The organism is Poseidonocella sp. HB161398, from assembly GCF_005870025.1.
In the GTDB taxonomy this organism is placed as follows: Bacteria; Pseudomonadota; Alphaproteobacteria; order Rhodobacterales; family Rhodobacteraceae; genus Mangrovicoccus.
The window spans coordinates 101,817-127,353 of sequence record NZ_VATA01000019.1 but is presented as its reverse complement, the minus strand read 5'-3'; the positions used below and the strand labels follow the sequence as shown (position 1 = coordinate 127,353).

Annotated in this window: 25 protein-coding genes and 1 tRNA gene; 9 read left to right on the top strand and 17 right to left on the bottom strand. The window is 70.0% G+C overall.

The genetic code is table 11. The features are described 5' to 3' along the window. A partial coding sequence (locus FGX59_RS16580; protein WP_206078372.1) for a hypothetical protein occupies positions 1 to 330 on the top strand: 330 nt, incomplete at its 5' end. Positions 331 to 601: 271 nt separating this feature from the next. Here the strand turns inward: FGX59_RS16580 and FGX59_RS16575 are convergent. From FGX59_RS16575 to FGX59_RS16535, 9 genes are read right to left on the bottom strand one after another with little or no spacing between them, the layout of a single operon-like run. Next, positions 602 to 1,657, bottom strand: coding sequence for a phage portal protein (locus FGX59_RS16575; RefSeq protein ID WP_138468250.1), 1,056 nt, complete (start codon positions 1,655 to 1,657; stop codon positions 602 to 604). Then, positions 1,654 to 2,286: an HK97 family phage prohead protease gene (locus FGX59_RS16570; protein ID WP_138468249.1), complete on the bottom strand. Its 633-nt coding sequence runs from the start codon at positions 2,284 to 2,286 to the stop codon at positions 1,654 to 1,656. Before FGX59_RS16570 ends, FGX59_RS16575 begins: the two co-directional genes overlap by 4 nt. Continuing rightward, a complete protein-coding gene (locus FGX59_RS16565; protein WP_138468248.1) occupies positions 2,286 to 3,548 on the bottom strand; it encodes a phage major capsid protein in 1,263 nt (420 codons plus the stop codon). Before FGX59_RS16565 ends, FGX59_RS16570 begins: the two co-directional genes overlap by 1 nt. Before the next feature lie 9 nt (positions 3,549 to 3,557). Beyond that, positions 3,558 to 3,860 (bottom strand): HNH endonuclease, encoded by a 303-nt coding sequence (locus FGX59_RS16560; protein ID WP_240722503.1) that lies wholly within the window; start codon positions 3,858 to 3,860, stop codon positions 3,558 to 3,560. Further along, positions 3,857 to 5,368, bottom strand: coding sequence for a terminase large subunit domain-containing protein (locus FGX59_RS16555; RefSeq protein WP_171060676.1), 1,512 nt, complete (start codon positions 5,366 to 5,368; stop codon positions 3,857 to 3,859). Before FGX59_RS16555 ends, FGX59_RS16560 begins: the two co-directional genes overlap by 4 nt. After that, a complete protein-coding gene (locus FGX59_RS16550; RefSeq protein ID WP_138468246.1) occupies positions 5,365 to 6,249 on the bottom strand; it encodes a hypothetical protein in 885 nt (294 codons plus the stop codon). Before FGX59_RS16550 ends, FGX59_RS16555 begins: the two co-directional genes overlap by 4 nt. Then, positions 6,230 to 6,448: a hypothetical protein gene (locus FGX59_RS16545; protein ID WP_138468245.1), complete on the bottom strand. Its 219-nt coding sequence runs from the start codon at positions 6,446 to 6,448 to the stop codon at positions 6,230 to 6,232. The genes FGX59_RS16550 and FGX59_RS16545 overlap by 20 nt, the downstream gene beginning before the upstream one ends. Further along, positions 6,445 to 7,029, bottom strand: coding sequence for a hypothetical protein (locus FGX59_RS16540; protein ID WP_138468244.1), 585 nt, complete (start codon positions 7,027 to 7,029; stop codon positions 6,445 to 6,447). Before FGX59_RS16540 ends, FGX59_RS16545 begins: the two co-directional genes overlap by 4 nt. Further along, complete coding sequence (locus FGX59_RS16535) at positions 7,026 to 7,280, bottom strand: hypothetical protein (RefSeq protein WP_138468243.1); 255 nt, start codon at positions 7,278 to 7,280, stop codon at positions 7,026 to 7,028. The genes FGX59_RS16540 and FGX59_RS16535 overlap by 4 nt, the downstream gene beginning before the upstream one ends. 395 nt (positions 7,281 to 7,675) lie before the next feature. Here FGX59_RS16535 and FGX59_RS16530 point away from each other — a divergent pair, with 395 nt between their 5' ends. Beyond that, positions 7,676 to 8,317 carry a VPLPA-CTERM sorting domain-containing protein gene (locus tag FGX59_RS16530; protein ID WP_138468242.1) on the top strand — a complete coding sequence of 214 codons (642 nt, stop codon included), beginning with the start codon at positions 7,676 to 7,678 and terminating at the stop codon, positions 8,315 to 8,317. Between the two features lie 130 nt (positions 8,318 to 8,447). Here FGX59_RS16530 and FGX59_RS16525 read toward each other — a convergent pair. From FGX59_RS16525 to FGX59_RS16515, 3 genes are all read right to left on the bottom strand, one after another. Then, positions 8,448 to 8,537 (bottom strand) — tRNA-Ser (locus FGX59_RS16525). 180 nt (positions 8,538 to 8,717) lie between these two features. Next, complete coding sequence (locus FGX59_RS16520) at positions 8,718 to 10,172, bottom strand: DegQ family serine endoprotease (RefSeq protein ID WP_138468241.1); 1,455 nt, start codon at positions 10,170 to 10,172, stop codon at positions 8,718 to 8,720. Between the two features lie 298 nt (positions 10,173 to 10,470). Continuing rightward, positions 10,471 to 10,986 (bottom strand): cytochrome c family protein, encoded by a 516-nt coding sequence (locus tag FGX59_RS16515; protein WP_138468240.1) that lies wholly within the window; start codon positions 10,984 to 10,986, stop codon positions 10,471 to 10,473. A 136-nt stretch (positions 10,987 to 11,122) separates the two neighbouring features. On the opposite strand from FGX59_RS16515, the gene FGX59_RS16510 reads away from it, so the two are divergent. Next, the gene (locus FGX59_RS16510) at positions 11,123 to 11,977 is read left to right on the top strand and encodes a prephenate dehydratase (protein WP_138468239.1); all 855 of its coding nucleotides are present in this window, start codon (positions 11,123 to 11,125) and stop codon (positions 11,975 to 11,977) included. 69 nt (positions 11,978 to 12,046) lie between these two features. Here FGX59_RS16510 and FGX59_RS16505 read toward each other — a convergent pair whose 3' ends face one another. Together FGX59_RS16505 and nudC are read right to left on the bottom strand one after the other, a co-directional pair. Beyond that, the gene (locus FGX59_RS16505) at positions 12,047 to 12,499 is read right to left on the bottom strand and encodes an SRPBCC family protein (RefSeq protein ID WP_138468238.1); all 453 of its coding nucleotides are present in this window, start codon (positions 12,497 to 12,499) and stop codon (positions 12,047 to 12,049) included. Continuing rightward, complete coding sequence (gene nudC, locus FGX59_RS16500; RefSeq protein ID WP_138468237.1) at positions 12,496 to 13,482, bottom strand: NAD(+) diphosphatase; 987 nt, start codon at positions 13,480 to 13,482, stop codon at positions 12,496 to 12,498. Before nudC ends, FGX59_RS16505 begins: the two co-directional genes overlap by 4 nt. A 95-nt stretch (positions 13,483 to 13,577) precedes the next feature. Between nudC and FGX59_RS16495 the strand changes: the two genes are divergently transcribed. The 6 genes from FGX59_RS16495 to FGX59_RS16470 all read left to right on the top strand — a co-directional run bounded on the left by FGX59_RS16495 (position 13,578) and on the right by FGX59_RS16470 (position 19,176). After that, positions 13,578 to 15,545: a bifunctional 2',3'-cyclic-nucleotide 2'-phosphodiesterase/3'-nucleotidase gene (locus tag FGX59_RS16495; protein WP_138468236.1), complete on the top strand. Its 1,968-nt coding sequence runs from the start codon at positions 13,578 to 13,580 to the stop codon at positions 15,543 to 15,545. A 124-nt stretch (positions 15,546 to 15,669) separates the two neighbouring features. Next, positions 15,670 to 16,674, top strand: a complete 1,005-nt coding sequence (locus FGX59_RS16490; RefSeq protein ID WP_138468235.1) for an ABC transporter substrate-binding protein — start codon at positions 15,670 to 15,672, stop codon at positions 16,672 to 16,674. 88 nt (positions 16,675 to 16,762) lie between these two features. Beyond that, positions 16,763 to 17,545 (top strand): ABC transporter ATP-binding protein, encoded by a 783-nt coding sequence (locus FGX59_RS16485; RefSeq protein WP_138468234.1) that lies wholly within the window; start codon positions 16,763 to 16,765, stop codon positions 17,543 to 17,545. After that, positions 17,542 to 18,306, top strand: coding sequence for an ABC transporter permease (locus tag FGX59_RS16480; protein ID WP_138468233.1), 765 nt, complete (start codon positions 17,542 to 17,544; stop codon positions 18,304 to 18,306). Before FGX59_RS16485 ends, FGX59_RS16480 begins: the two co-directional genes overlap by 4 nt. An 86-nt stretch (positions 18,307 to 18,392) precedes the next feature. Further along, on the top strand, positions 18,393 to 18,818 hold the full coding sequence (locus FGX59_RS16475; RefSeq protein WP_138468231.1) for a MerR family transcriptional regulator: 426 nt from the start codon (positions 18,393 to 18,395) through the stop codon (positions 18,816 to 18,818). Further along, on the top strand, positions 18,757 to 19,176 hold the full coding sequence (locus tag FGX59_RS16470; RefSeq protein WP_138468229.1) for a carboxymuconolactone decarboxylase family protein: 420 nt from the start codon (positions 18,757 to 18,759) through the stop codon (positions 19,174 to 19,176). Before FGX59_RS16475 ends, FGX59_RS16470 begins: the two co-directional genes overlap by 62 nt. A 744-nt stretch (positions 19,177 to 19,920) precedes the next feature. Here the strand turns inward: FGX59_RS16470 and cobN are convergent. Genes cobN through FGX59_RS16455 form a run of 3 tightly spaced genes read right to left on the bottom strand, consistent with a single transcriptional unit; the run spans position 19,921 to position 25,523 of the window. Next, positions 19,921 to 23,652, bottom strand: a complete 3,732-nt coding sequence (cobN, locus tag FGX59_RS16465) for a cobaltochelatase subunit CobN (RefSeq protein WP_138468227.1) — start codon at positions 23,650 to 23,652, stop codon at positions 19,921 to 19,923. After that, positions 23,652 to 24,749, bottom strand: a complete 1,098-nt coding sequence (gene cobW, locus FGX59_RS16460; protein WP_138468225.1) for a cobalamin biosynthesis protein CobW — start codon at positions 24,747 to 24,749, stop codon at positions 23,652 to 23,654. The genes cobN and cobW overlap by 1 nt, the downstream gene beginning before the upstream one ends. Before the next feature lie 51 nt (positions 24,750 to 24,800). Then, the gene (locus FGX59_RS16455) at positions 24,801 to 25,523 is read right to left on the bottom strand and encodes a cobalt-precorrin-6A reductase (RefSeq protein ID WP_138468223.1); all 723 of its coding nucleotides are present in this window, start codon (positions 25,521 to 25,523) and stop codon (positions 24,801 to 24,803) included. Between the last annotated feature and the right edge of the window lie 14 nt (positions 25,524 to 25,537).

Here is a 25,537-nt window from a genome sequence, read left to right as displayed (position 1 = left end):
CTTGTACTTCGTAGGGGCCCAACTGCTCATGCCTACCGGCTATCATGCTGGATTCATGCAGTGAATCCCTCGCACGATTTGTGCAACAAGGCCGATCAACTCGAAAAGCTTGCTTTGGGAAGAAAGCATGTCGAGGCTTATACTGGCAGCTTGGACAAGCAGAAGGACGCAATTCTCAAAATGAAATCCCTTGATTCCAAAGTAGCTTTCGCGGTGGAGGATCAACTGACCCTTGTCGAGGTGGAGTGTGATTCAATAGTTGGCTTTCTGGAAGATGGAACGAAAACCTTTAGCGATATTCTCAAAAAGGTATCAGGGTCGGAACTTTGATTAATCACGCAGACAAGAAAGCTCTTCTCTTTAGGTTGAGCGCCGCGCCCGCATCGGAGCCGCAGGCCGCGCCCTCTCGGTGTTCTGCCTCACTTGCCGAGTTGAGGGACCGCTTTCAGCATGGGCGCTGAGGCGCGATCAGCCAATTCCTTGAGGTGAGCGCCGCGCTTGCGAACCCATGAAGCAAGCCGCGCTCTGACGGGGTTAAGGCACTCGCCGTCTTATCCTGCCGCCTTCGGGGCACCTTCTATTCCCCAGGGCGCGGCGCTCCCTATTCCTTCCAGTCCACCAGGTGCATCGCCGCCGCCAGCTGGGCCGCGTCGAGACCGGCTTCCTTGGCTGCGGCCATGGTCTGGACGATGGCGCCCAGGGCCCGCGCCCGGCCGCCGGCATCGAAGGCCTGAAGGGGGCGCATCACGTCGAGCGAGACCGGGCTGCCGAGCTTCTGCGTCGCCTCTTCGGCCATAAGCTCGGCCACCGGCTGCAAAGTCCACTGGGCGAGTTGCCTTTGGCATTCTCTCACCATCGCCCCGGTCGTCGCCGGATTGGCCAGCCCCGGCAGCACGCCATAGGCGAGGCAGATGGCGTCCCGCGACGCCGCCAGCGTCTCCTTGGTCATCGACTTCGACAGGTCCGGCGAGAGCTGGTCGGGGCTCTTGCCGAGTGCCGGATGCATGCCGGCCGCAGTCGCCTGCGCCACGCCTTCGACCACCATCACGGCCCCGCGGCGCCCGCGGAAAGATCGCCGGAGATCCGCCATGTCGCCCGAGTCGCTGTCGGGAAAGTGCGCAATCTGCGAGCCCAGCGGAGCCGACTGGAACACCTCGGCCAGGGCCGACTCCACCGCATGCAGCACCTCGGCCGTGAGGCTGGCCCGCTTGAGCGGCGCCGTGCCGTGCCAGGGCGTGGCCGGGTCGGAGGCAAGCCGGAAGTGCAGCACCTCGGCCGCCAGCACCGTCTCCGCCCGGCCGCCGCCGGTCTCCGGCAGCGTCACGCGATAGGCGCGCGGGCGGCTGGCGCGGGTCGTCACGTCCCAGTCGTAGCAGGGGACAAGCCCGTCTTCGCGGATCAGGAAGAGCGATTCCCCGCGCAGCGCCAGGGACCGCCCGGCCATGGCCAGCGCGTGCCGGTCGAGAAGGTCGGTGCCGGTCACGTCTGCCATGCAGAGCCCGCCTTCCCAGAGCGACACGCATGCCTGCACCGTGGCCGTCAGCTCGGCCAGCCCGCTGCGGCCCGATATGTAGGCTTCGCGCGCGGCGATGATTTCCGCGGTGTAGCCGGAGCCCGCGGCGCGGGTCTCCACCTTTCGCTTGAAGGGCCAGATCATCGCCACCGCTCCACCGAATGAAGGGACCGGATCCGAGGCCGGGACGGCATCCGCCAGTTGCGTTCCTCTACCTGCGTTTCCGGGTAGGCCGGGCGGGTGACCAGGGACAGCTCGTAGAGCAGCGCGGCCATGACGGTACGGATGATCGCCTGATGCATGCCGTTCTCGGGGTCGTTCGCCTCCTGTTCGATCTTCTCCGCCTCTTCCACGGCCCGCTTCGGCGGCAGGCGGAAGCCCGGCGAGATCCCGATGATCAGCCCGGCCGCCAGCGCTGCGAGGATGTCCTGCACCCAGGAGACTTGCTGCATCTCGGGCGAGATGACCGCTTCGAAGGTCACCGCCTCCGCCGTGTCCGTCAGCTTGAGCGTGCCCGAGCGCACGGAGGCCAGCGGCCGGTCGTAGGAATGGCCCACCAGGAGGTGGATATCCTTCGGGCCGCCATGGTCCGAAGGGGTGTTGATACGGTAGCCGAAGGCCTTGGGCGCGATGATCTCCTTGCGCGGGCGGCCTGTGCGGCCGCCATCCGTGAGGACAGCGGCCTTGCCATAGGGGAAGCGCCCGGCGAGGGCCATCGCCCCCGACGCGCGCTTGCGGAGCTCGAGTCCGCCGTTGTGACCGCCCCAGAGCATCAGGCCACCTGCAGGCCGGTCAGCAGCTCGAGCTGCGCCGGGCGGGCAACGGTGACATCCATGGTCGCCAGCGCAGTGATGCGCAGCCCGCCGGACTGGGCGTCGCTGTAGGGATCCCGGATCATGTCCACCGCCCCCCAGGCGCCGACGAAGATCGGGGCCACGCCACCCGCCGAGGTCGTCAGCAGCGAAGAACAGGCCAGCGGATCGCCTGCCGGGGCCGCAAGGGCGTTCGTCGTCATCACCGCTTCGCCCAAGGCCTCGGCCAGCCGGTCCCATTCGGTGATGCCGCTGCCCGCATCCCAGATGGCGCCGTCCATGAAGTCCCACAGCTCCGGCCGGATCAGCGCCTTCACCGCGCTCGGGCCGGTCGCCGCGTTGCCGGTCATGAAGCGCGTGACCGCCGCGCGGAACGCCGCCCAGCTCGCCGCGGCACCGACCGCCGTCGAGGTGATCCCGTAGGTTGCCGCCCCGGTGATCACTCCCAGCGGCTGGCCGTTCGCCCCGGTGCCGAGGAAGGCGGCCTTGTCCATCTCCACCGCCATCGCACCGGACATGTCGCGCCGCACCGCCTGTTCCAGAGCCGCCCCGGACTGCTTCAGGGTCTTGCGGGTGATCCGCATCTGGATCCCGAGATTGTGGTCAGGCGCCATCGCGCGGTCGGTCGTCTCGAAGACGGTCGGCCCGGCCACGTTCCCGGTCTCGCCATCGGCCCAGCCCGCGGTCACGGCCGAAGTGACCACCGGCCATTCCACCGCGCCCGCGTCGATGCTGATCATCTGGGCGCCCATGCGCGAGGCCACCGAGCCCGGAAAGAGCCGGTCGATGATCGGCCGCGTCGAGATCGGCGCCGGCGTGCCGCTGGCCACGGTCTCGCCCGCCCGCTGTTCCAGCGCCATCCACGGAACCGGGATCCCGCGGTAGCCGCCCGCGGAGCGCAGCTCGGTAACGATCTCCTCCGTCTGGCCGGAGAGCTGGCGCCCCTCGTCCAGGGCAAGCGCCACTTGCCGCAGCTCGAAGCCCGCCATCATCTCGGTCCACTCACGATCCGAGCGGGTTTCCAGCTCGGCCCCGGCCTCCCGGCGTTCGGTGTCTTCGGCGATCAGCGCGGCCCGGAAGCGGGTCTCGTTCTGGCGGTATTCGAGATCCAGCCCTTCCATGCTGCGGACCTCGTCCTCGGTCGGGGCTTCCTTGCCAGCCAGCCCGGCGAGGTCCTGCCGGATCTTGGATTGGCGCATCTGGATCTTCTGCGATTCAAGCATGGTTTGCTCCTATTGCTCGATTGGTTTTTTGATCAGGTCGCGCCACGCTTGGCGCGCTGGCGACAGCTCGGGGAATCCGAGCTCCAGCCGTGTCTTCGCCCCGTGACAGCGGGGGCAGAGACTTTGAAGATTGCCGGGCTCGTAGGCGAGATCGGGTCGCGCCTTCACCGGCTGGATATGGTCCACTTCGAGGCGGCCCCGGGCACCGCATTTCACGCAGGCAAAGCCGTCCCGCTCCAGGATCTGGAAGCGAAGCGCCTTCCACCGCGCGGTGCGGAGAATGTGGGCCGAGTGCCGCTCGTACCGCTTCATGACGCCCACTCCATGCGGACCTTCTTCGCCGGGCCGCGGCCGAGCATCCGGGAGCCTTCGCCCACTGCGAGCACCGCCGCCGAAACCGCGTCGATCCGGCCGAGAGAGCGGCCCTTGTCCAGGCAGGGGTTGAGCTGGGCATCCCGCCGGCAGACCGCATCCGAGAGCGCCGAGCGCATCAGGACGGACGGGGCGCAGCAGAGTGTCTGATCCCAGACTGCGCGGCGGAACCGTTCGGCGTCTTCGCCGCCGTCGAAGGGGCCGAAGCGGCGCATCACCTGCCGCGCCCGCACATCGACCTTCGCGAGCCCTTCGCAGATCTCGGATTGCTTGAAGGTGTCGAAGCAGACCGCCGCGACAGCCTCATCGGCGACATGCGCGATCACCTCTTCGATCCATGGCGCGATCGGAACCGTCGCATCGCCGAGAAGGGAAAGGGTGCCCTCCCGCTGCATCTCCATGTAGCGGCGCCCGACGCCATCGTGCTGGCCGCGGTCCAGGAGCCCGGGACGGGACGGGAACCATCCGCGCGCTTCGAGCCGCCCGGTCATGGGCCAGTAGAAAGCCGCCGCCGACATGCTGGCCGAGCCGCCCAGGTCGAGCCCGATCACCACCTCGCCTTCGCGCGGCGGCAGATCGCCAGTCTCGATGGCCAGCCAGTCATCGACCGACACCAGCGGTTCCAGCTCCACGTCCGTCACGCGCTGATTTAGGTGGAACAGGCGGAAGCTGGTGAGGGTCGCGCCGCCGCGCTTCATGGCCCGCCGCGCCGAGGCTTGCAGGTCCTTGAGGCTCGGGCCGATCCCGTATTTCGCGCCGGGATTGGCGGCCATGATCGCGTCCAGGTCGTCGGGCTGGCATCCGGCCGGCGCGCGGTGCTCCTGCCGGTAGACCCCCTCCGCATCCTCGTCCAAGTACAGGCTGAAGGGGTGCTGGTCCGAAGAGGCGCTGGTCGAGATGATCAGCGTCCGCCCGCCGCGCTTGATCACGCCGGTCAGCAGCGCGCTTTCCAGCCGCGAGCCCTTGGGTTCCGCCCAGGCGGCCCGCTCGTCCATGATCACCAGCGTGGGGCTGGTGCCGAGAATGCCCGCTCCGTCCGCGGCGATGGCCCGGATCTTGTGCTCGCCGTCGAGCTCGATTTCCAGCTTCGGCGAGTAGCGCACCGTGATGCGCTCCTGCACCTCGTCCGGCATGGAGCGGATCAGGTCGAGCGCATAGGTCCAGACCACTTCCGCCTGATCCCGCTTCGAGGCCGCGATCAGCACTTCGCGGCGCGGCTGGTCCGAGAACACCCCGAAGAGTTCCGCCACCGCAATCGCTGCGGACATGTTGCTTTTCGCCTGCCCCCTCGCCACCGAGAGCACCGAGATCGAGATGCCCTTCTTCAGCGACCCCCGGATGAACTGTTTCATGTAGGGCGCCAGCTTCATCGGCTGGCCCGCCTTCGGCCCGGTCGGGATCTTCAATTCGCCCTCGATGAACCGGATCACGTCACCCGAAACCGTCATGACGACACCCCCGGGGCGCTAAGCGCGAAAGGATAACCCCCCACCGCGGCCTCCCCGGCCTGTGCAAACCGGGGCATTGGGACCAGATGCAGCGCCGCCCTCGCGAGCCTGCCAAGGGGTGCGCGCTCCGCCACAGCGCGCCGCGCGTGGCCAAGGTCATTCTCATTGCAATGAAGGCCGCCGGGGCTGGGCGGCAACGCTGGGCGCTCTTCTCCGTGCGTCTCCGCATGCCCTGCCGAGGCTGACACGGGCGCAGGCTCGGGGTTGCTGGGCGTCCCCCTATCCATAGGCATTATAGTGCCGGGAACTTTCTTCCCGGTAGGCGCTGCCTTGGCCGGTGCGTCGGTCGCGGGCTCGGTGCGCTCGCCCACCTGAGCCGCGGCCCAGCGTGCCAGATCCATCAGGTCCTTGCGCAAGCCCTTGGGCAGCCGGTAGCCGAGGGCGGCGAGCTGGTCGCCGAGGAATTGCATGCAGCCAGAGCGGAACTCGGTCGCCAGCCCGTGGCCCTTGTCGCCCAGGCGCCCGCCCTTGGCATAGCGCTGCACCACCACCAGCCCGGCTTCCTTGAAGCGGGCGATGGCCTTGGACACGGTGCGCTCGCTGTAGCCCGTGCGGCGGGCGATCATGGCGCGGGTCGGCCGGTAGTGGCGTTCCTTCCGCACGCAGGCGCGCAGGTTCTGCAGAACCATCACCTCGAACACCGCGCCCTCGGCCCGCGTGAGCCGTCCGCCGGCCTGCCGTTCGAAGATCGTGCGCAGGCCAGAGCTGACGGCCCTGGCCTGGCGGAAGAGCGACTTGCGCCGCTCCACCTCTTCGTTCAGCCGGATGCAGTCGCGGTCACGCAGCGACTTGGGGAGATGGTCAAGCGGGGTCGATGACATCGCAGCCTCCCCCGTTCGGACGGTAGAGCCCGGCCACCATGGACCGCATGAGGTTCGCCTGCTTCGGCGAGGGCATCCACTTCGGGCGCCGGGCCTGCTGGTAGATGCTCTTGGCGAAGTCGCGCTCCCAGCCGGACTCGGCCCGCTCGATCACGCGCGGCCAGCTCCACAGGAGGCGCTCGATCTCCATCTCGGTCATGCGCGCAGCCTCCGGTAGCGGGCCACGGTACGGGCGGCCGAGGGCGTGAGGGCTGCGGTCTTGTGGTCTTCGTCGCCGCGGCGCTCGTAGAGGCGGAGGGCCTGATCCACGATGGCCATTTGCAGGTCGCGGGGCACGCTATCCACGTTGGCCCCGAAGCCTGCCAAGTAATCGACCCAGAGCAGCGAGTCGGGCTCCATGAGCGCGGCCGGCGCCAGCCCGTTGTCGAGGATGCGGAGCTCGGGCTTGGGCCCGGAGGCGATCCAGTGCAGCGATGCGGAGATGGCCTCCTGCGAGCCATCCGGCAGGATCAGCGTCAGGCTGGCCACCGTGCCGTCGAGGACCGGCCCCATCAGCGGGAGCGGGCAGCCCAGCGGCACCGGGGTTTCCATCTCGGCCCGGACGGTGCGGGCGAGGATCGCAATCTCCGCCTGCGCCTCGATCTCGCCTGCGGCGGCGTCGATGTAGGGATAGGTCTCGACATGCGTGTCGCCATCCACGCCGAGCATCGAGAAATGGGTCTGCAGGAGGGCGTCAGAGACGGGCACGTCCGAGGGAGTGGTCAGGAACTGGAACTTCATGCGGCGGCCCCCCCAAAGTTGGGGAGACCCTGAGACCGCCGGTATTCGATAGCGGCCTCGGTGATCCGGGGATCCACGGGCTCGGGCGCAGGGTCGAGGCAGTCGCTCACCAGCCCGGCGACTTCATCCGGCAGATGGATCAGCGCCGCCAGGGCGAGCAATGCGCGTTCGGACTCGGTCAGCCGGTGGGCCAGGATCAGCGCTGCCTTGTCCCACGCCTCTTCCGAGCCGATCACCAGTGCGTCGCACACGACCTTTCCGGCGATCTTGTGGCGCAGCTGGGCATGCTTGGAGATGGACAGGCGCCCCCGCTTCGGGGTATCTTTGGGGCGAAGCACACCAGCTTTGCAGTTGATATCAGCCCCGGTTGCGCCCGCCAGCGCGCCGGGGTTTTCGTTTGCGGAACCGGCAGAAACGGTTTTACAAGTTTCCGGATCGTTCTGGCATTGTCCGCTGATGTTCGCGCCATCGCTGAAAACGCCAACTTCTTGATTTAGAGCGGGTTTTGTCTGAAAAGGCAGAAACCTGCACTTCCCTCCCCTTTGGCATCCCCCTCGCGCACCCTCGGCTGCCCTGCCGTGCTGCCGTCTTAGCCCCGCGATAACCCTTCGCCGGATAGCATGGCGCATCCAAAGGAGGAGCCAGGATGAAGCACGTCCTTCCCGTCGCCATCGCCGCGGCCGCCGCCTGCATCCAGATGCCGGCCCGGGCCGCCACCTACGACTTCCTGTTCGGCTATGACGGGAGCGCCGTGTCGCTCCTCTCCGGATCGGACGATCCCGCCGGGCTGGAGCTCTTCGCGGGCGACAGCTACACGATCCATCTCTCGGCGGCCGGCAGCAGCCACTGGCTGGTCAGCGCCGCCGTGAGCAGCGCCGCACTGCCGCTGACCTTCCTCGTCGCGAATAGCGCGACGCGGGTCGCTGACATCGCCACGACATGGAGCCTCGGCGGCTCCGCCGTGGCCTCGGCGACGGAGGCCGGCATCACCCAGCAATTCGTCCATAGCGGCGCGCAGACCTGGACCCTTCCCCAGGATCTGGCATTCGACGCGGTCACGATCGGCTACGATCTGCTCTCGAGCACGGGGCCGACCGTGCTGTCGGTCACCGATCCGAGCCTCTATTTCGGCTTCGCGGGCAATCTCTTCCTAGCGGGCGGACCGGCCAACGGACAGATCGACTTCATCGAAGGCGCGGCGGTGCCGCTGCCTGCGGGCGTCTTCCTGATGGCGGGCGGGCTCGGCGCGCTCGCCATGATGCGCCGCCGCAGAGCCGTCTCCGCCTGAGCCCGCCCCCGCCGGACGCAGAGCCCGGGACGCCGGATCGCGGCGACTGCAATGGCGGCGTGCAAAGCAATGAAAAACCCGGCCCGACTTCCGTCGCGCCGGGTTTTTTCGCCATAAATCTGGTGTGTCATGGCGGAGACGAAGGGATTCGAACCCTCGAGACGGTTTCCCGCCTACTCCCTTAGCAGGGGAGCGCCTTCGACCACTCGGCCACGTCTCCGCTGACCCGTATAGCCGCCCTCGCGCAGGGAGCACAAGGCGAAAGTTGGAGGAAATGCCGCCTCTTGCCGGGACAGGCCAAGAGATTGAAAAACCGTTGAGAACGGCCTCCGCCAGACGGAAAAGGGGCGCCCCTTGCAGGACGCCCCTCGCAGGAACCGGAAGTGCCCGGGTCCGGACCTTACTCGATGGCGAGCGCCACGAAGCGCGGCTGGTCGTTGCGCCGCACCAGGAGCAGTAGCGACTTGCGCCCGGCATCCTTGGCTTCGGCGATCTGCGCCTCGAGCCCGGAGATGTCGGCCACCGGCTGCTGGCCGGCCTCGGCGATCAGGTCGCCGACCCGCAGCCCCTTGGCGAAGGCGTCGCTGGCCTCGTCGATCTCGCTGACCACGACGCCCGAGGCGCCGTCGGCCAGGCCGAGCTCCTGGCGGACCTGGTCGGTGAGGTTGCTCAGCGTCATGCCCAGCACCTCGCCCTCGGCCGGGCTCTCGCTTTCGGTGGTCATCGCGGCAGGCACCGCCTCGGCGGTCTCGCGGCGGCCGAGCGTCACGTCGAGCGCGACCTCTTCGCCATTGCGGATCACCGTCACCTTGACGGTCTTGCCGACCGTGGTGTCGCCGACCTGGCGGACCAGGCTGCGGGTGTCGGTCACCTCCTCGCCGTCGAAACTGGTGATCACGTCGCCCGACTGCATGCCGGCATCCGCGGCCGGGCCTTCGGGCACGTCAGTGACCAGCGCGCCCTCGGCCGAAGAAAGCTGCAGCGCGTCGGCGAGCTGGTCGTCGACATCCTGGATGCGGACGCCCAGCCAGCCGCGGCGGGTCTCGCCGTATTCGCGCAGCTGGTCGACCACGCGGGAGACCACGTTCGAGGACATCGCGAAGCCGATCCCGATCGAGCCGCCATTGGGCGACAGGATCGCGGTGTTCACCCCGATGACCTCGCCTTCCATGTTGAAGAGCGGGCCGCCCGAGTTGCCGCGGTTGATGGCCGCGTCGGTCTGGATGAAGTCGTCATAGGAGCCCTGCAGCGCCCGCGCCTTGGCCGAGACGATGCCCGCCGAGACCGAGAAGCCCTGCCCCAGCGGGTTGCCCATGGCCATGACCCAGTCGCCGACCCGGGCCGCGTCGCTGTCGCCGAAGGGCACGAAGGGCAGATCCTCGTCGGTCTTGACCTTCAGGAGCGCGATGTCGGTCTTGGGATCGGTGCCGACCACCTCGGCATCGAGCGTCTTGCCGGAGTAGAACTCGATGGAGATCTCGTCCGCGCTCTCGATGACGTGGTTGTTGGTGACGATGTAGCCGTCCGGCGAGATCACGAAGCCCGAGCCGAGCGCCTGGCCGCGGCGCTGCCGCTGCTCGTGCTGGCGGGGATTGTTGAACTCGCGGAAGAACTCCTCGAAGGGCGAGCCCTCGGGGAAGAGATTGCCGGGGCCGTTGGGCTGCTCGGCGATGACCGTGGTGGTGGTGATGTTGACCACGGCATCGCTGACATGCTCGGCGAGGTCCGCATAGGACTCCGGGGCGCTGCGGGCCTGGCTGGCCACTGGCGTTCCGATCGCCAGGGCAAGTCCGACCGCAAGTGCACAGACGACGCGTCCGGGCTGGCGTGACCAGGTGGAAAGTTCGGTGCTCAAAAGCGCCTCCTTGAGATGTTGCCTAGGCGGCCCAGGGCCGCGTTATCCGCCGCGAATGCAGGCATGATAGAGCGAAAACCCGCCCTTTCGGCAAGGGCCTGCCGAAAACATAACCGTAACGCCGCCATCACTTCCCTGCGAAAACCCCGGGAGCGCAAGCCGCACGCCAGAGAGGATCCCCATCTAAGCCGATGCAATTCCTGCGTGTTCCCCTGCGGAACCCGGAGACCGGGGCCCGGAACGCAAAAGGGCGGCCCAAGGGCCGCCCGGTCATGCCGCTTTTGCAGGCAGCGCATGCTTACGGCGTCACCGTCTGCAGATAGGCGACCAGGTTGGCGCGGTCGCCGACCTTCTTCAGCCCGGCGAAGCTCATCTTGTTGCCGGGGATGAAGTCCTTCGGATTGGCCAGCCAGTGGTCCAGGTTCTCGGCCGTCCATTCGCCGCCATGGCCCGCCACCGCGTCCGAATAGGCGAAGCCGTCGACGGCGCCGATCGCGCGGCCGACCACGCCGTCCAGATGCGGGCCGGTGCCGTTCGAGCCGTCCAGCTTGTGGCAGGCCTTGCACTTGCCGAAGACCTTCTCGCCCGCGCCGGGATCGGCCTCGGCGACCAGGGTCGCGAAATCCACCTGCTCCTCGGGAGCAGCCTCCTCGCTGTCGCCGCCGGTATCGATCACATAGGCCTGCTCATGCCCCTCGCCATGGCCGCCGCCCGTCGTGTAGAGCAGCTCACCGGCCCAGCCGCCGAGCAGGAACACCAGAAAGGTCCCGCAAAGCCCCGCGGCAACCTTGGTGAACGTCATCGTGTCAAACATTTCGCTACCCCTGGGTTTCGATGGACGTATGTAGCGGGTTCCGTCGGCTCACATCAAGGTGTAGAGCCGCGACGAAACGCGCAAACTGCATATCTGCGGCTCATCTTGCCCAGAAGACTACAAAAGGAATGAAGGCATGGTAAAGTACATTGCGTTCCAGGGAGAGCCGGGCGCCTATTCGCACCAGGCCTGCCGCGAAGCGCGGCCCGACTACGAGGCGCTGCCCTGCCGGACCTTCGAGGACGTGTTCGAGGTGATGGCCGCGAAGAAGGCCGACCTGGCGCTGATCCCGATCGAGAACACCACCTACGGCCGGGTCGCCGACATCCACCGGCTGCTGCCGGGCTCGGGCCTGCACATCGTCGACGAGGCCTTCGTGCGCGTCCATATCAACCTTCTCGCCCTGCCCGGCGCCACGCTGCGCGACGTGAAGAAGGCGCGCTCGATGTCGGTCCTGCTCGGCCAGTGCAGCGAATTCCTGCGCGGCAACGGCATCGAGGGCGAGAACTGGTCCGACAATGCCGGGGCCGCGCGCGACGTGGCCGCGCTCGGCGATCCCTCCATCGCGGCGCTGGCCTCCGAGCTCGCCGGCGAGATCTACGGGCTCGACGTCATCGCGCGGCATATCGAGGACCAGTCGAACAACACGACCCGCTTCCTCGTCATGGACCACCATCCCGACCATTCGCGCCGCGGGTCGCACGGGATGATGACCTCCTTCATCTTCCAGGTCAGGAACATCCCCGCCGCGCTCTACAAGGCGATGGGCGGCTTCGCCACGAACGGCATCAACATGACCAAGCTGGAAAGCTACATGGTCGGCGGCTCCTTCACCGCGACCCAGTTCTTCGCCGAGATCGAGGGCCATCCCGAGGATGCGGCCGTGGCGCGCGCGCTCGACGAGCTGCGCTACTTCACCTCCCGGATGGAAATCATGGGCGTCTACCCCGCCGATGCCCGGCGCCAGGAGATCGCGCTGGCGGGCGAGTGAGGCCCTGTCCCGCGGCGGCCGCAGAGCCGCCGCCTCCCCCGGGGCCGCCTGTCCCGGGGCCTGCCCGGCTCAGAGCCCCAGCCGCGACCGGGTGAAGGCCACCAGCCGGCCATGCAGCTTCTGCTCCATCGCCTTGTGCGCCACCCGCAGCGGCTGCAGCATCAGCCGCGCCGCCAGCCCGCGGGCCTCGACGCTGATCTCGTAGCCGATCACGCAGCTCTCCGGCCCCGCCGGGACGATGTCGATGCGCAGCTCGCCATGGATGCCGTCGGACTCGTAGGCCTTGGTCAGCCCCTCGCCGGGGCGCACCTGCGAGACATGCAGATGCACCGTGCGGTGGATGCCCTTGACGCCCACGCCCAGCTTCCAGCGCGTCTCGCTGCCATCCGGCCAGCCGGGCTTGAACTCCGCCACTTCGACGCCATGGGCGCGCAGGATCCCGGTGAAGGCCTCCATGTCGGTCATGACGGCAAAGGCCCGGGCGGCGGGCACCGGATAGGTTTCGCGGCTGTGCAGTTTCATCGGCAGTCTCCCTCGGCGGACAGGCGGTCGAGCCGGTCCGCGAGCCAGTGGTCGAGCACCGCCCGGGCGATCGCGCCGGGCCGTGCGGGGGTGATCTCGGGATGGGCGCCGCGGAAGGCCAGGGCCAGTTCCTCGCGGCTGACCCATCGGGCCTCCTCCAATTCGGTCTCGTCCACCACGATCCGGTCCCCGAGCGCCTCCCCCGCCCAGGCTGTCATCAGCTGCGTCGGGAACGGCCAGGGCTGGCTGGCGAGATAGCGCACCGGCCCGACCCGGATCCCCGCCTCTTCCAGCACCTCGCGCCGCACCGCCGCCTCCGGCGTCTCGCCGGGCTCGACGAAGCCCGCCAGCAGCGAGTACATCCCCGCGGGCCAGCGCGCATTGCGCCCCAGCAGCACCCGGTTGCCATGGGTCACCAGCATGATGACCACCGGATCGGTGCGCGGATAGTGCTCGCCGCCGCAGGCCGGGCAGAGCCGCTGCCAGCCGCCCTCGGCCATGCCGCTCGGCGCGCCGCACTTGGCGCAGAACCGGTGGCTGGCATGCCATTGCAGAAGCGCGCGCGCCATCGCCGCGGCCTCGGCCTCGATCCCCGGCAGCCGCGTCATCACCGCGCGCAGCTCGACGAAGCGCGTGCCCTCCGGGAAGTCCGGATGCACCTGCTCGGTCCGGTCGGCGAAGCTGTCGAGCGCCTCCGCCCCGCCCTCGGCGGGCTCCCAGTCCGAGATGTCCCAGGCAAAGAGCGGCGCGCCTGCCTCGAGCCCGAGGAAGATCGCCTCGGCCGCGGGCCCTTCCAGCCCGGCATGCCCCGGCGCCAGCCAGGCCAGCCGCTCGGCGCCGTCGCCGGACGCCAGCACCTTGCCGCGCCAGACCGGCAGGATGCGCGCATCCCCGCGCGCCAGCAGCGCCTGCGCCTCGCGCCGCAGATGCGCGGCCCGGTCCAGATCGCTTCCCTGAAAGCAGTAGGTGTCCATGCCTGCCATGCTATCCGCCGCCTTCTCCGTTTGACCGGCGTCCGAATGACACAGGCCCTCGGACCGCGCAATCGGCCCGCCTGACGCAGCGCCGATTGCACCCCATGGACAAGCGCCGCACCGAGTTGCTACCACCGCGGAGAAGGCCAGCAGGAGACGTCGTGACGCAGTTCCCCACCCCGCCGTCAGCGCCCGGTGCCCCGCGGATCCGGCTGCGGATCCTGGGCATGTCGGACCTCCATGCCCATCTGCGCGCGCATGACTACGACACCGGCCGCCCGCTGCCCGCCGCCGGGCTGACCCGGCTGGCGAGCCTCGTCCGCGCGGCCCGCGCCGAGGCGCCGAACTGCCTGCTCTTCGACAATGGCGACACGCTGCAGGGCACGGCGCTCGGCGACTGGGCGGCCTCGGGCGAGGCCGCGGAGGCGCCGCATCCGATGGTCGCCGCGCTGAACCTGCTCGGCGTCGATGCCGCGACCCCGGGCAATCACGACTTCAACTACGGGCTGCCCTTTCTCGAGGCCGCCCTCGCCGGGGCGGCCTATCCGCTGGTCTGCGCCAATGCCGTGCGCGCCCGCGGCCGGCACCCGGACGAGGACCGCCCGCTGCTGCCGGCCTGGACGATCCTCGAGCGCGCGCTTGCCGATGACACGGGCCGCCGCCACCGGGTCCGGATCGGCGTGATCGGCGCCGTGCCGCCGCAGATCATGGACTGGGACCGGCGCATCCTGAAGGACCGGATCGAGATGCGCGGCATCTGCGAGGCTGTCGCCGGCCACCTGCCCGCGCTGCGCCGCGCCGGGGCCGACCTGGTCGTCATGCTCAGCCATTCCGGACTGGGCTGCGACAGCGCCGGACCCGGCCAGGAGCAGGCCGCCCGCGCCCTCGCCCGGGAGGGCGGCCTCGACGCGATCATCGCCGGGCATTCCCACGGACTCTTCCCCGGCCCCGCGCCCGGGGATGGCTGCCTCCACGGCACGCCGCTGGTGCTGCCGGGCTTCTGGGGCTCGCATCTGGGAGTGATCGACCTCGAGCTCGGCCGCGACGCCGAGGGGCGCTGGCGCCCCGCCCGGGGCCGCGCGCATCTGCGTCCGGTCACAGCGGAGACGGCGGAGGATCCCGCACTGCTTGCCGCCAGCGAGACCGCCCACCGCGCCACGATGGGCTGGCTGGGCCGCCCGGTCGGCCATGCGCCGATCCGGCTCCACAGCTACTTCTCGATGATCGCGCCCGACCCCGCGCAGGAGATCGTCGCCGAGGCCCAGGCCGAGGGGCTGGCCGGGCTGCTGGCGGGCACGCCGCATGAGGGGCTGCCGGTCCTCTCGGCCACCTCGCCCTTCAAATGCGGCGGCCCGGCGGGGCCGGATTTCTACACCGACGTGCCCGCGGGCCCGGTCTCGCTGCGCCATGTCGCCGATCTCTACACCTATCCCAACAGCCTCTGCGGCGTGCTCGTGACCGGCGCCGGGCTGCGCGACTGGCTGGAACGCTCCGCCGCGATCTTCGAGCAGATCCTCCCGGGCAGCCGCGGCGCCGACCTGGTCCCGCCGGAGCGGCCGGGCTACGATTTCGACACGATCTTCGGCGCCAGCTACCTGATCGACCTCGCCGCGCCGCCGCGCTTCGATCCGGCCACCGGCGCGCTGGCCGATCCCGGCGCGCGCCGCATCCGCGACCTGCGCGTCGCCGGGCGGAAGGTCGCGGACAGCGACCGCTTCGCCGTGGCGACCAACAACTACCGCACCGGCGGCGGCGGCAACTTCCCCGGGATCGATGCCGATGCCCTGATCGCCGAGAGCTCGACCGGCCTGCGCGAGCTGATCGCGCGGCGCTTTGCCGAGGGCCGCGCCCCGGCCCTGCCCGCCGCCCCCGCCTGGCGCTTCGCCGCCGTGCCGGGCGCCAGCGCGCGGCTGGCCAGCTCCCCCCGCGCCCGCAGCGCGCCTGCCGACATGGCCCGGCTCGGCCTTGCCGATCTGGGCGACCGGGCCGACGGCTTCGCGCTCTTCGAACTGCCGCTCGACCCGCCGCCCGGTTTCGCCGGCCGCCCGCCGGCGAAGCAAGCCGCCCGGTGATTGTGCACGATCTGGCGCCGGGGTCGTATCTGATCCCGGCGCCATTTTGCCGGCAATGACAAGCCCGCCGGGCAGCGGCAGGCTCTGCGCAGACAACCGAAACCGGAGGGAGGTTCTTCCGATCATGTTCCTGCGTGCCGTGACCACAGCCGCCGCCCTCGGCCTCGGGGCCTTCGCCGCCCAGGCCGAAACCCGCGTGCAGCTTGCGCTCGACTGGAAGTTCGAGGGCCCCGCCGCCCCCTATTTCGCCGCGATCGACAACGGCCATTTCGCCGGGGCCGGGCTGTCGGTCGAGGTCGTGGCGGGCCAGGGCTCGCTCGACGCGATCCCCAAGGTGGCGACCGGCGCCTATCCCTTCGGCTTCGCCGACATCAACTCGCTGGTGAAGTTCAAGGACCAGAACCCGGACGCGCCGGTCATCATGGTGATGATGAGCTACGACAAGCCGCCCTTCGCGGTGATCGGCCGCAAGAGCCTCGGCGTCGAGACCCCCGCCGATCTCGAGGGCCGGATCCTCGGCGCCCCGCCCCCCGACGGCGCCTGGGCGCAGTTCGGCCCCTTCGCCACCGCCAACGGGCTCGACATGTCGAAGATCAAGGTGGAGCCGGTCGGCTTCCCCACGCGCGAGCCGATGCTGGCCGAGGGCAAGGTCGACGCGGTGACCGGCTACAACTTCTCCTCCTTCCTCAACCTCGCCCGGCTGGGCGTGCCGGAGGACGACATCACCACCATCCTGATGGCCGATTACGGGCTGGCGCTCTACGGCAACGGCATCATCGTCAATACCGATTTCGCCGAGGCCAATCCCGATCTGGTCAAGGGCTTCCTCGCCGCGGTCGCCGCGGGCTGGAAGGACGCGATCGCCGATCCGGCGGCCGGCGCCGCCATGGTGATCGAGCGCAACCCGGCCGGCGACCTGGAGCTGGAGACCCGCCGCCTGCAGATGGTGATCGACGCCAATGTGCTGACCCCCTGGGTCGCCGAACACGGCATGGGCCCCGTCGACCCCGAGCGCTTCGCCGCGTCGCTCAAGCAGGTCGGCGAGACCTACGCGTTCAAGAACGCCGCCGATCCCGCGCTCTATTTCACCGATGCCTACCTGCCCGAGGACGGCTTCCCGCTAGAGTGATCCCCGCCGGGCCCCCGGGCCCGGTCCCCTCCGCCAGACCAAACGCGCCCCGGACCCCGATCCGGGGCCTCTTCCTCCGAGGCCCGCGATGTCCGCAGAGATCGAGCTCCGCGCAATTACCCATGCCTATCGCACCTACAGCGGCAGGCTGCCCGTGCTCGAGCATCTCGACATCCGCATGCCGCCCGGCAGCTTCACCGCCTTCGTCGGCCCCTCGGGCTGCGGGAAATCCACCCTGACGAAGCTCGTCGCCGGGCTGATGCGCCCCGACGAGGGCCAGGTCTGGCTCGGCGGGCAGATGGTGACATCGCCGCGCGCCACCGTCGGCATGGCCTTCCAGAACCCGGTCCTGCTGGAATGGCGCTCGATCCTGTCGAACGTGCTCCTGCCCCTCGAGATCGTCCCGAACAAGCTCTCGAAATCCCGGCGCGTGGCCCGCGCCCGCGAGCTCCTGGCCCTGGTCGGCCTCTCGGAGTTCGAGGACAAGCGCCCCTCCGAGCTCTCGGGCGGCATGCGCCAGCGCGCCTCGCTCTGCCGCGCGCTGGTCCACCGGCCCGAAGTCCTGATCCTCGACGAGCCCTTCGGCGCGCTCGACGCCTTCACCCGCGAAGATCTCTGGCAGACCATGCACCGCCTCCGCGAGGAAGAGAACTTCACCGCCGTGCTGATCACCCATGACCTGCGCGAGAGCGTCTTCCTCGCCGACGAGATCGTCGTCATGTCCGCCCGCCCCGCCCGCATCCAGCACCGCATGGCGAGCCGCCTGCCGAAGGCGCGCGACCTCGAGGTGCTCTACACGCCCGAGGCCGTCGAGATGCTCGCCGCGCTGCGCCGCCAGATCCAGATCGCTCAAGGCAGGGACGCGGCATGACCGCCCTGCGCAAGATCCTCGTGCCGCTCGCGGCGATCCTCCTCTTCCTGGCGCTCTGGGAATGGCTGGTCTGGGCCAAGGGCTGGCCCGACTACAAGATGGCCTCGCCCTCCGATCTCTGGCCCGCCTTCTGGAAATACCGCTGGCTCTTCCTGGAAAACGGCTGGCAGACGCTCTGGCGCACGGTGGCGGGCCTCCTCCTCGCGGTCGTCGCAGGCACCGGGATCGGCATGGTGATGGGCTTCTCGCGGCTGGCGCGCGAGGCGCTCTACCCGCTTCTCGTCGGCTTCAACGCCATCCCCAAGGCGACCGTCGTGCCGATCATGGCGCTGATCTTCGTGGGCGAGCACGACTTCAACACGATCATGATCGCCTTCATGATCTCCTTCTTCCCGATCGCGGTCTCGGTCTCGATCGGCCTTTCGACGCTCGAGCCCGAATACCGCGACATCCTGCGCTCGCTCGGCGCCTCGCAGCTCACCGTGTTCTGGAAGATCGCCCTGCCGAAGACCCTGCCCGAGTTCTTCGGCGCGCTGAAGGTCTCGGTGACGCTCGCCTTCATCGGCACCAACCTGATGGAGATCGTCTCCCCCCATGGCCGCGGCCTCGGCGCGCTCTTCGACTCAGGGAAAATCAGCGCCGACTACCCGCTGATGTTCGCGGTCCTGATCGCCTTGGCCTTCCTCGGCATCGTGCTCTACTACATCGTCGTCGCGCTGGAGAAGGTCTTCGCCGGCTGGGCGGAACGGGCGCCGGGCTGACCCCGCAGGGGCCGCGGAAACCCGCTTGACTTCGAGCGCGCTCGAACCCCTAGGGTCGGAGGCGTCTTGATGAGAAGCGGCTTGCGATGAAGATCGGCGAACTTGCGAAACGCAGCGGGCTCTCGGCCCATACCATCCGCTACTACGAGCGGATCGGCCTCCTGCCCTATGCCGACCGCGATGCCGGCGGGCGGCGCGACTACGACGCCTCCATCCTCGCCTGGATCGCCTTCCTCGACCGGCTGAAGACCACGGGCATGCCGATCCGGGACATGCTGCGCTATGCCGAGCTGCGCGCGGCAGGCAGCCGGACCGGCCCCGAGCGGCGCGCCCTCCTGGAGGCGCATCGCGACCGGGTCCGGGCGCATCTGGCCGATCTGCAGGCCTGCCTTCTCGTCCTCGACACCAAGATCGGCGGCTATGCCGAAGCGGAGAAAAGGACGCATCCCGATGACCAATCCCACCCCCCTGACGCCGGAGAGCCGGCTGGAGCGCGGACGCCGCGCGCTTGACGCGATCGACGGCCAGGCCGGACGCGACGTGATCGACAGCCTGGCCGGCATCGCGCCGGATTTCGCCACCTACCTGTTCGAGTTCCCCTTCGGCGACATCTACAGCCGCCCCGGGCTTTCCCTGCGCGACCGCGAGATCGCCACCGTCGCGGCGCTCGCCGCCATGGGCACGGCCGCACCGCAGCTGCGGGTGCATATCGAGGCCGGGCTGAATGTCGGGCTGACGCAGGAGGAGATCACCGAGATCCTGATGCAGATGGCCGTCTATGCCGGCTTCCCGGCCGCGCTGAACGGGCTCGCCGCAGCCAGGGAGGTCTTCGCCGCAAGAGCCGGGGACGTCACCGCAGAGCCGGCCTGACCCCCGTCCCGGCCCTCTCGGCCGCCCTGCTCGCCCCGGGGCGGCCACCTCCCCGCACGGCCGCGCGGCCAAATCTCCCGCCGGGGCCGCCTGCGTCATCCGCATGGCTCGCTCCATCGTCCCGGAACCGCAGAACCTGCCCGGGCGGCATCCGCATTGCCCCTCCGAGCAGCCGAGCCCTCAGACCGGCCGGAAAAGCCGAACGCGGCATCCGCGTGCCCGCTCCCTCGCTCCGGCATTGCCGAGCAGGACCCCGTGCGCAAGCCCCTGCCCAAGGTAGAACGCGCCTGCGCCTCTCAGTGCAGCCACACAAGCCGATCGGCAGCCGCAAGTCCGCTCAGTCATCCGGCGCTGCAGTGCAGGACCCGGGACGTGCCCCTGCCCCAAGGAGGAACGCGCCTCCGTCTCTCCGAGCAGCCGCCCCAGCCGATCGGCAGCCAAGGCCGAGCGCTGCATCCTCATGCCCGCTCCATCACTTCGGTGCCGCAGAACAGGAGCCCGGGCGAACGCCCCTGTCCAGGGCGGAACGCACCTCCGCCTCTCCGTGCAGCCGCCCAAGCCGCCGGGTTCGAACGCAGTGCCCGCATCCCGCGCCGAGGCGCGAGCACCGCGGACCAGGTCCAGGCGGGCATAGCACGCGCTTGCGCGCCTCAGCGCAGCCGCGCGATCAAAGCAGCCGAAGCGGCCGGTCGCAGCGCCCGGATGCCCGCGCCACCGCCCTGTCGCCGCCGCCCAAGCCCCGGCTCAGCCCGGGGCCTGCGCCGTTCCGCGCAGCCGCGCGACCAGATCGGCCGCCGAGTTCGAGCGCGGCATCCACATGCCCCGCTCCATCGCCTCGCCAAAGCGCTCCGCCATCTCGCGCAGCGCCGGGGCATTCGCCCCCTCGATGAAGTCGCGCACCGTCCCGTCGGCCAGATAGGCCTCGAAGACCATGTCGAAATGGTGGCCCTTCACCGCGCCGGTCGTGGCCGCGAAGGCGAAGAGATAGTCGACCGTCGCCGCCATCTCGAAGGCGCCCTTGTAGCCGTGGCGCATCACCCCCTCGATCCATTTCGGATTCGCCGCGCGCGACCGCACCACCCGGGCGATCTCCTCGTCGAGCGTGCGGATCCGCGGCGTCTCGGGGCGCGAATGGTCGGGATGGTAGCTGACCGGCGCCTTGCCGCGCAGCGCCTCCACCGTTGCCGCCATGCCGCCCTCGAACTGGTAGTAGTCGTCCGAATCCAGCAGGTCGTGCTCGCGGTTGTCCTGGTTCTGCACGACCGCCTCGACCTGTCCGAGACGATGCGCGAAATCCTCCCGCGCCGCCTCGCCCCCGGCCTTGCCGCCATAGGCATAGCCGCCCCAGTCGAGATAGCTCGCCGCCAGATCGTCCCGCCGGTCCCAGAGCCGCTCGTCGATCATCGCCTGCAGCCCCGCCCCGTAGGCGCCGGGCTTCGAACCGAAGACGCGGAACCCCGCGCGGGTCTCGCCCAGCTCCGCCGCCTCCGCGCGGAAGCGCGCCGCGGCGGGGTTCCCGTGCTCCGGCTCGTCCAGCGCCATCACCGCGCGCGCCGCCGAGTCGATCAGGTCGATCTGCGCCGGGAAGGCGTCACGGAAGAAGCCCGAGACCCGCAGCGTGACATCCACCCGCGGCCGCCCCAGCGCGGACAGGGGAATGATCTCGAAGCCGGTGACGCGGCCCGACATCTCGTCCCAGCGGGGCTTCGCCCCCATCAGCGCCAGCGCCTGGGCCAGGTCGTCGCCGCCGGTGCGCATGTTCGACGTGCCCCAGGCGGTGATCGCCATCGCCTTCGGCCAGTCGCCCTCGCGCTGCAGGTAGTCGTCGATCAGAAGCGACGCCGATTTCCAGCCCAGCGTCCAGGCCGTGCGCGTCGGCAGGGCGCGGCTGTCCACCGAGAAGAAGTTCCGCCCCGTCGGCAGCACGTCGAGCCGCCCGCGCGTCGGCGCCCCCGAGGGCCCCGGCGCCACGAAGCGCCCGTCGAGCGCCGTCAGCAGCCCCGCCATCTCCGCCGCGCCCGACGCTGCCACGGCCGGCGCGATCCGCTCGCGCAGTTCCCCGAGCACCGCGCCGGAGGAGGGACCGGGAGGAGGCGTGCCTCCTCCCGCGGCGAGCTCCGCCGCCAGCAGCTCCAGCCGCTCCACCGTATCGCCCGCCGTCCGCCACGGATCCTCCGCCGCCTGCGCCAGCAGCTCCGGCCGCGGCCCGGTCCAGGGCGCGCCCATGTCGCAGTCGAGCGGGTCGAAGCCCAGCTCCAGATCCGCCGCCAGCGCGCGGTGGAGCGAGGCGTTCCTCCCCTGCCCGTCGCCCCTGGGCACCCGCGCCAGCGCCACCGCCAGGTCGCGGGCCAGCCGCCCCTCGGGCGCCGCGCCGAAAATGTGCAGCCCGTCGCGGATCTGGCTCTCCTTCAGCTCGCAGAGATAGGCGTCGAGCCGCTGCAGCCGCGCATCGTCATCCTCGATCCCGGCCAGCCCGGCATCCTCGTCGAGCCCGGTCACCGAGATCATCGACAGGATCTCCTTGCGCAGATGCCCGATCCGCCGCGCATCCAAGCCGGCCGCCTGGTAGTACTCGTCGACCAGCGCCTCGAGTTCGCGCAGCGGCCCGTAGGTCTCCGCCCGGGTCAGGGGCGGCGTCAGGTGGTCGATGATCACCGCCGAGGCGCGGCGCTTCGCCTGCGTGCCCTCGCCCGGATCGTTGACGATGAAGGGATAGACATGCGGCACCGGCCCCAGCGCCACTTCCGGAAAGCACTCCGCGCTCAGCGCCAGCGCCTTGCCCGGCAGCCATTCGAGATTGCCGTGCTTGCCCATATGCACGATCGCATGCGCGCCGAAGGGGCCCCGCAGCCAGAGATAGAAGGCCAGATAACCATGTGGCGGCACCAGATCGGGGGCGTGATAGGTGTCCTCCGGATCGATATTGTAGCCCCGCGCCGGCTGCACGCCGACGACCACATTGCCGTATTCCAGGATCGACAGCGCGAAGGCGCCGTCTTCGACGAAGGGATCGGCCTCGGGCGCGCCCCAGCGCTCCTCGATCTTCAGCTTCGTCTCCCAGGGCAGCGCGTCATACCAGGCGCGGTAGGTCCCGACCGGCAGCCGCACGCCGCCCATCCGTTCCGCCCGGTCAGTCAGCCAGTTGGTCGGCCCGGCCAGCACCTGCGCCATCAGCGCCGCGCCATCCTCCGGCGCGTTCTCCACGGCGTAGCCCGCCGCCGCCAGCGCCGCCAGCACACCGGCCGTGGCCGCGGGCGTGTCGAGCCCGACGCCATTGGCCAGCCGCCCGTCCTTGTTCGGGTAGTTCGCCAGCACCAGCGCGACCTTGCGTTCCGCGGGGGCGGCCCGGCGCAGCTTCACCCAGTTCTCCGCCAGATCGACGACGAAGCCCACCCGGTCCATCAGCCCGCGATAGGTGGCGATCATGCATTCGGTGGCCTCGTCGAAATAGGCCTCGTCCTTGAAGCTGACCGCGCGGGTCAGCACGCGGCCGTCGACCTCGGGCAGCGCCACGTTCATCGCCACGTCCCGCGCGGAAAGCCCGCGCACCGAGTCGAGCCAGGCCTGCCCCGAGGCGCCCGACAGCACCACCTGCAGCACCGGCGCGCCCGTCGCGTCGAGCACGGTCGCGGGCCGCTCGCCCTGCCAGCGCGCCGGATCGGGCGAGGAGACGGCGAAGGAGGTGGCGTTCAGGATCAGATCCGGCGGGGTCTCGCCGAAGATGCCCTCCAGCGTCGCGATGCTGACCGGATCCTTCAGCGAGGCGACGAAGACGGGAAGCGGGTTGAGCCCGCGGCGCAGCAGCGTCTTCACCATCTGCCCGATCGGATGCAGCCCGGCCCCCGCGACCAGCGCGCGGTAGAAGACCAGCGCCACGACCGGCGCGCCCTCGGTCCAGGAGCGGGTCACGTCCTCCGCCCGGGCGATGCCCTGCCCCGGCCAGTAGAACCCGGCCCGCAGGAGCGGCGCGGCCGGCGCGGGCCGCTCGCCCTGCCCGGCCATGTGCGCGCAGAGTTCGAGGAACCCGGCCGCATTCGCCGGGCCGCCCTCGATCATGTAGCCCCAGAGCTGCTCCCAGTCTTCGCGCGAGACAGTGGAAAGCGCAAAGAGCTCCTCGTCGGGCTTGTCGTCCCCGGGCAGCAGCGCGAGCTTGATCCCCGCCTCGCCGAGCCGCGCCGAGAGCTGCTCGGCGGCATAGCGGAAATAGGCCGCCCCGCCGAGCACGCGGGCCACGACCAGCCGCGCGCCCAGGCAGGTGTCGTCGATGTACTTGTCGACCGTGAAGGGATGGCTCAGCCAGCCCATATTCGCCAGCCGCAGCCCCGGCGGCGCCGCCATCTGGCCCCGTGCCTCGCTGAGCGCGGCAAGCTCCGTGTCCGCGGCCGAGAGGAAGATCACATCCGCCGGGCTCTGCCCCGGATCGACGGGTTCGGAGCCGTCATTGACAGCTCCGGGCGTTGCGGCCAGCAGATGCATCAGGCGGGCTCGGTCTGCGCCGCGAGCGCAGTCGAGATGGCCGCCCGGTCGAGCCCGGCGAGACCGATGACGACCAGCCGGGTGGCACGCTCCTCTCCGGCGGCGAAGGGGCGGTCGAAATGCGTGTCGATCCGCGGCCCCACGGCCTGCAGCACCAGCCGCATCGGCTTGCCTGCGACCGCGGCGAACCCCTTCACCCGCAGGAGGTCATGCGCGGCAATCGCCTGCGACACCCGCGCCTCGAGCGCCTTCGCATCGGCGATCTCGGGCAGCTCGACCACGAAGCTCTCGAACTCGTCATGGCCGTGCTCGTGGTGATGGTGGTGGTGATCGTGATCGTCGCCGTCATGGTGATCGTCGTCGTCATGATGGTGGTGATGGTGGTGCAGCTCGTGGCGCGCCTCCATGTCGTCCTCCGCCCCCATGTCGAGCCCCAGCAGCACCGCCGGATCGACCGCGCCCTTCGAGGTCGGGATCACCTGCACGCCCTTGCGCACGCGGGCATGCACGGCGGCGGTCACCTCTTCGGGCGCGGCCATCAGGTCGGCCTTGTTCACCAGGACCATGTCGGCGCAGGCCAGCTGGTCCGCGAAGAGCTCGGAGAGCGGCGTCTCGTGGTCGAGCCCCTCGTCCTGCGCGCGCTGGCGGTCGACGGCGGCCTCGTCGGCGGCAAAGCGGCCCTCGGACAGCGCCGGGCCGTCGACCACGGTCACCACGCCGTCGACCGTCACCCGGGTGCGGATCGCGGGCCACTGGAAGGCGCGGACCAGCGGCTGCGGCAGCGCCAGGCCCGAGGTCTCGATCACGATATGGTCGGGCGCGGGCTCGCGCGCCAGCAGCCCCTCGATGGCAGGCACGAAATCCTCGGCCACGGTGCAGCAGATGCAGCCATTCGACAGCTCGATCACGTCCTCCTCGGCGCAGCCTTCGATGCCGCAGCCCTTCAGGATGCCGCCATCGACCCCCAGATCGCCGAATTCGTTGATCACCAGAGCGATCCGGCGGCCATTGGCGTTCTCGATCAGGTGGCGGATCAGCGTGGTCTTGCCGGCGCCGAGAAAGCCGGTGACGACGGTCGCGGGAATCTTCTGGGCCATGGACATCTCCTCTGTCGCTCCGGCGCATTTGCCGGGCGGCGGGCGGGGGTGTCAAGCAAGCCCTTCGATCCAGTCGAGCGCCGCTTCGGGCCGCGCAAAGAGCCGCCCCGGCGGCAGCAGGGGGCGTGCCACGAGGAGCACCTCCAGCCCCAGATCGCGCGCGGCATCGAGCTTGGCCCGCGCCGGGCCGCCGGAATTCTTGGCAACCAGATGGGTGATGCGATGCGCCCGCAGGAGCGCGGCCTCCTCCGCGGCCGTGGCGCCGGGACGGGCGACCAGCACCTCGACGTGATCCGGCAGCGGGCCCGGCGGGGTCATCTGGCGCAGCAGGAACCGGCAGTCGCGGCACGAGGCGAAGGCCGGAAGCGAGCCCGCCCCGGTGGCGAGGAAGACCCGCGCCCCCGCAGGCAGAGCGGCAGCGGCGGCGGCCAAATCCGGCATGCCGCGCCAGCGCTCCCCCGGTCCCGGCAGCCAGGGCGGGCGCTTCAGCATCGCCCGGGGCAGCCCGGCCCCGTCGGCGGCCTCCGCTGCGTTCCAGGGCATGGCGGCGGCGAAAGGATGGGTGGCATCGAGCAGCGCGCGGATGCGGGCCTCGCGCAGATAGCGAGCCAGTCCCGCCGCCCCGCCGAACCCGCCCGAGCGGACGGGCAGCGGATAGTCCGTCCCCGGCACGCGCCCGGCCAGCGAGACCTCCGCCTCAATGCTCCGCGCGGCCAGGAGGCTGCAGAGCGCGCGGGCCTCGGTCGTGCCGCCCAGGATCAGGATGCGGCTCACAGCGGCTGCCGGGG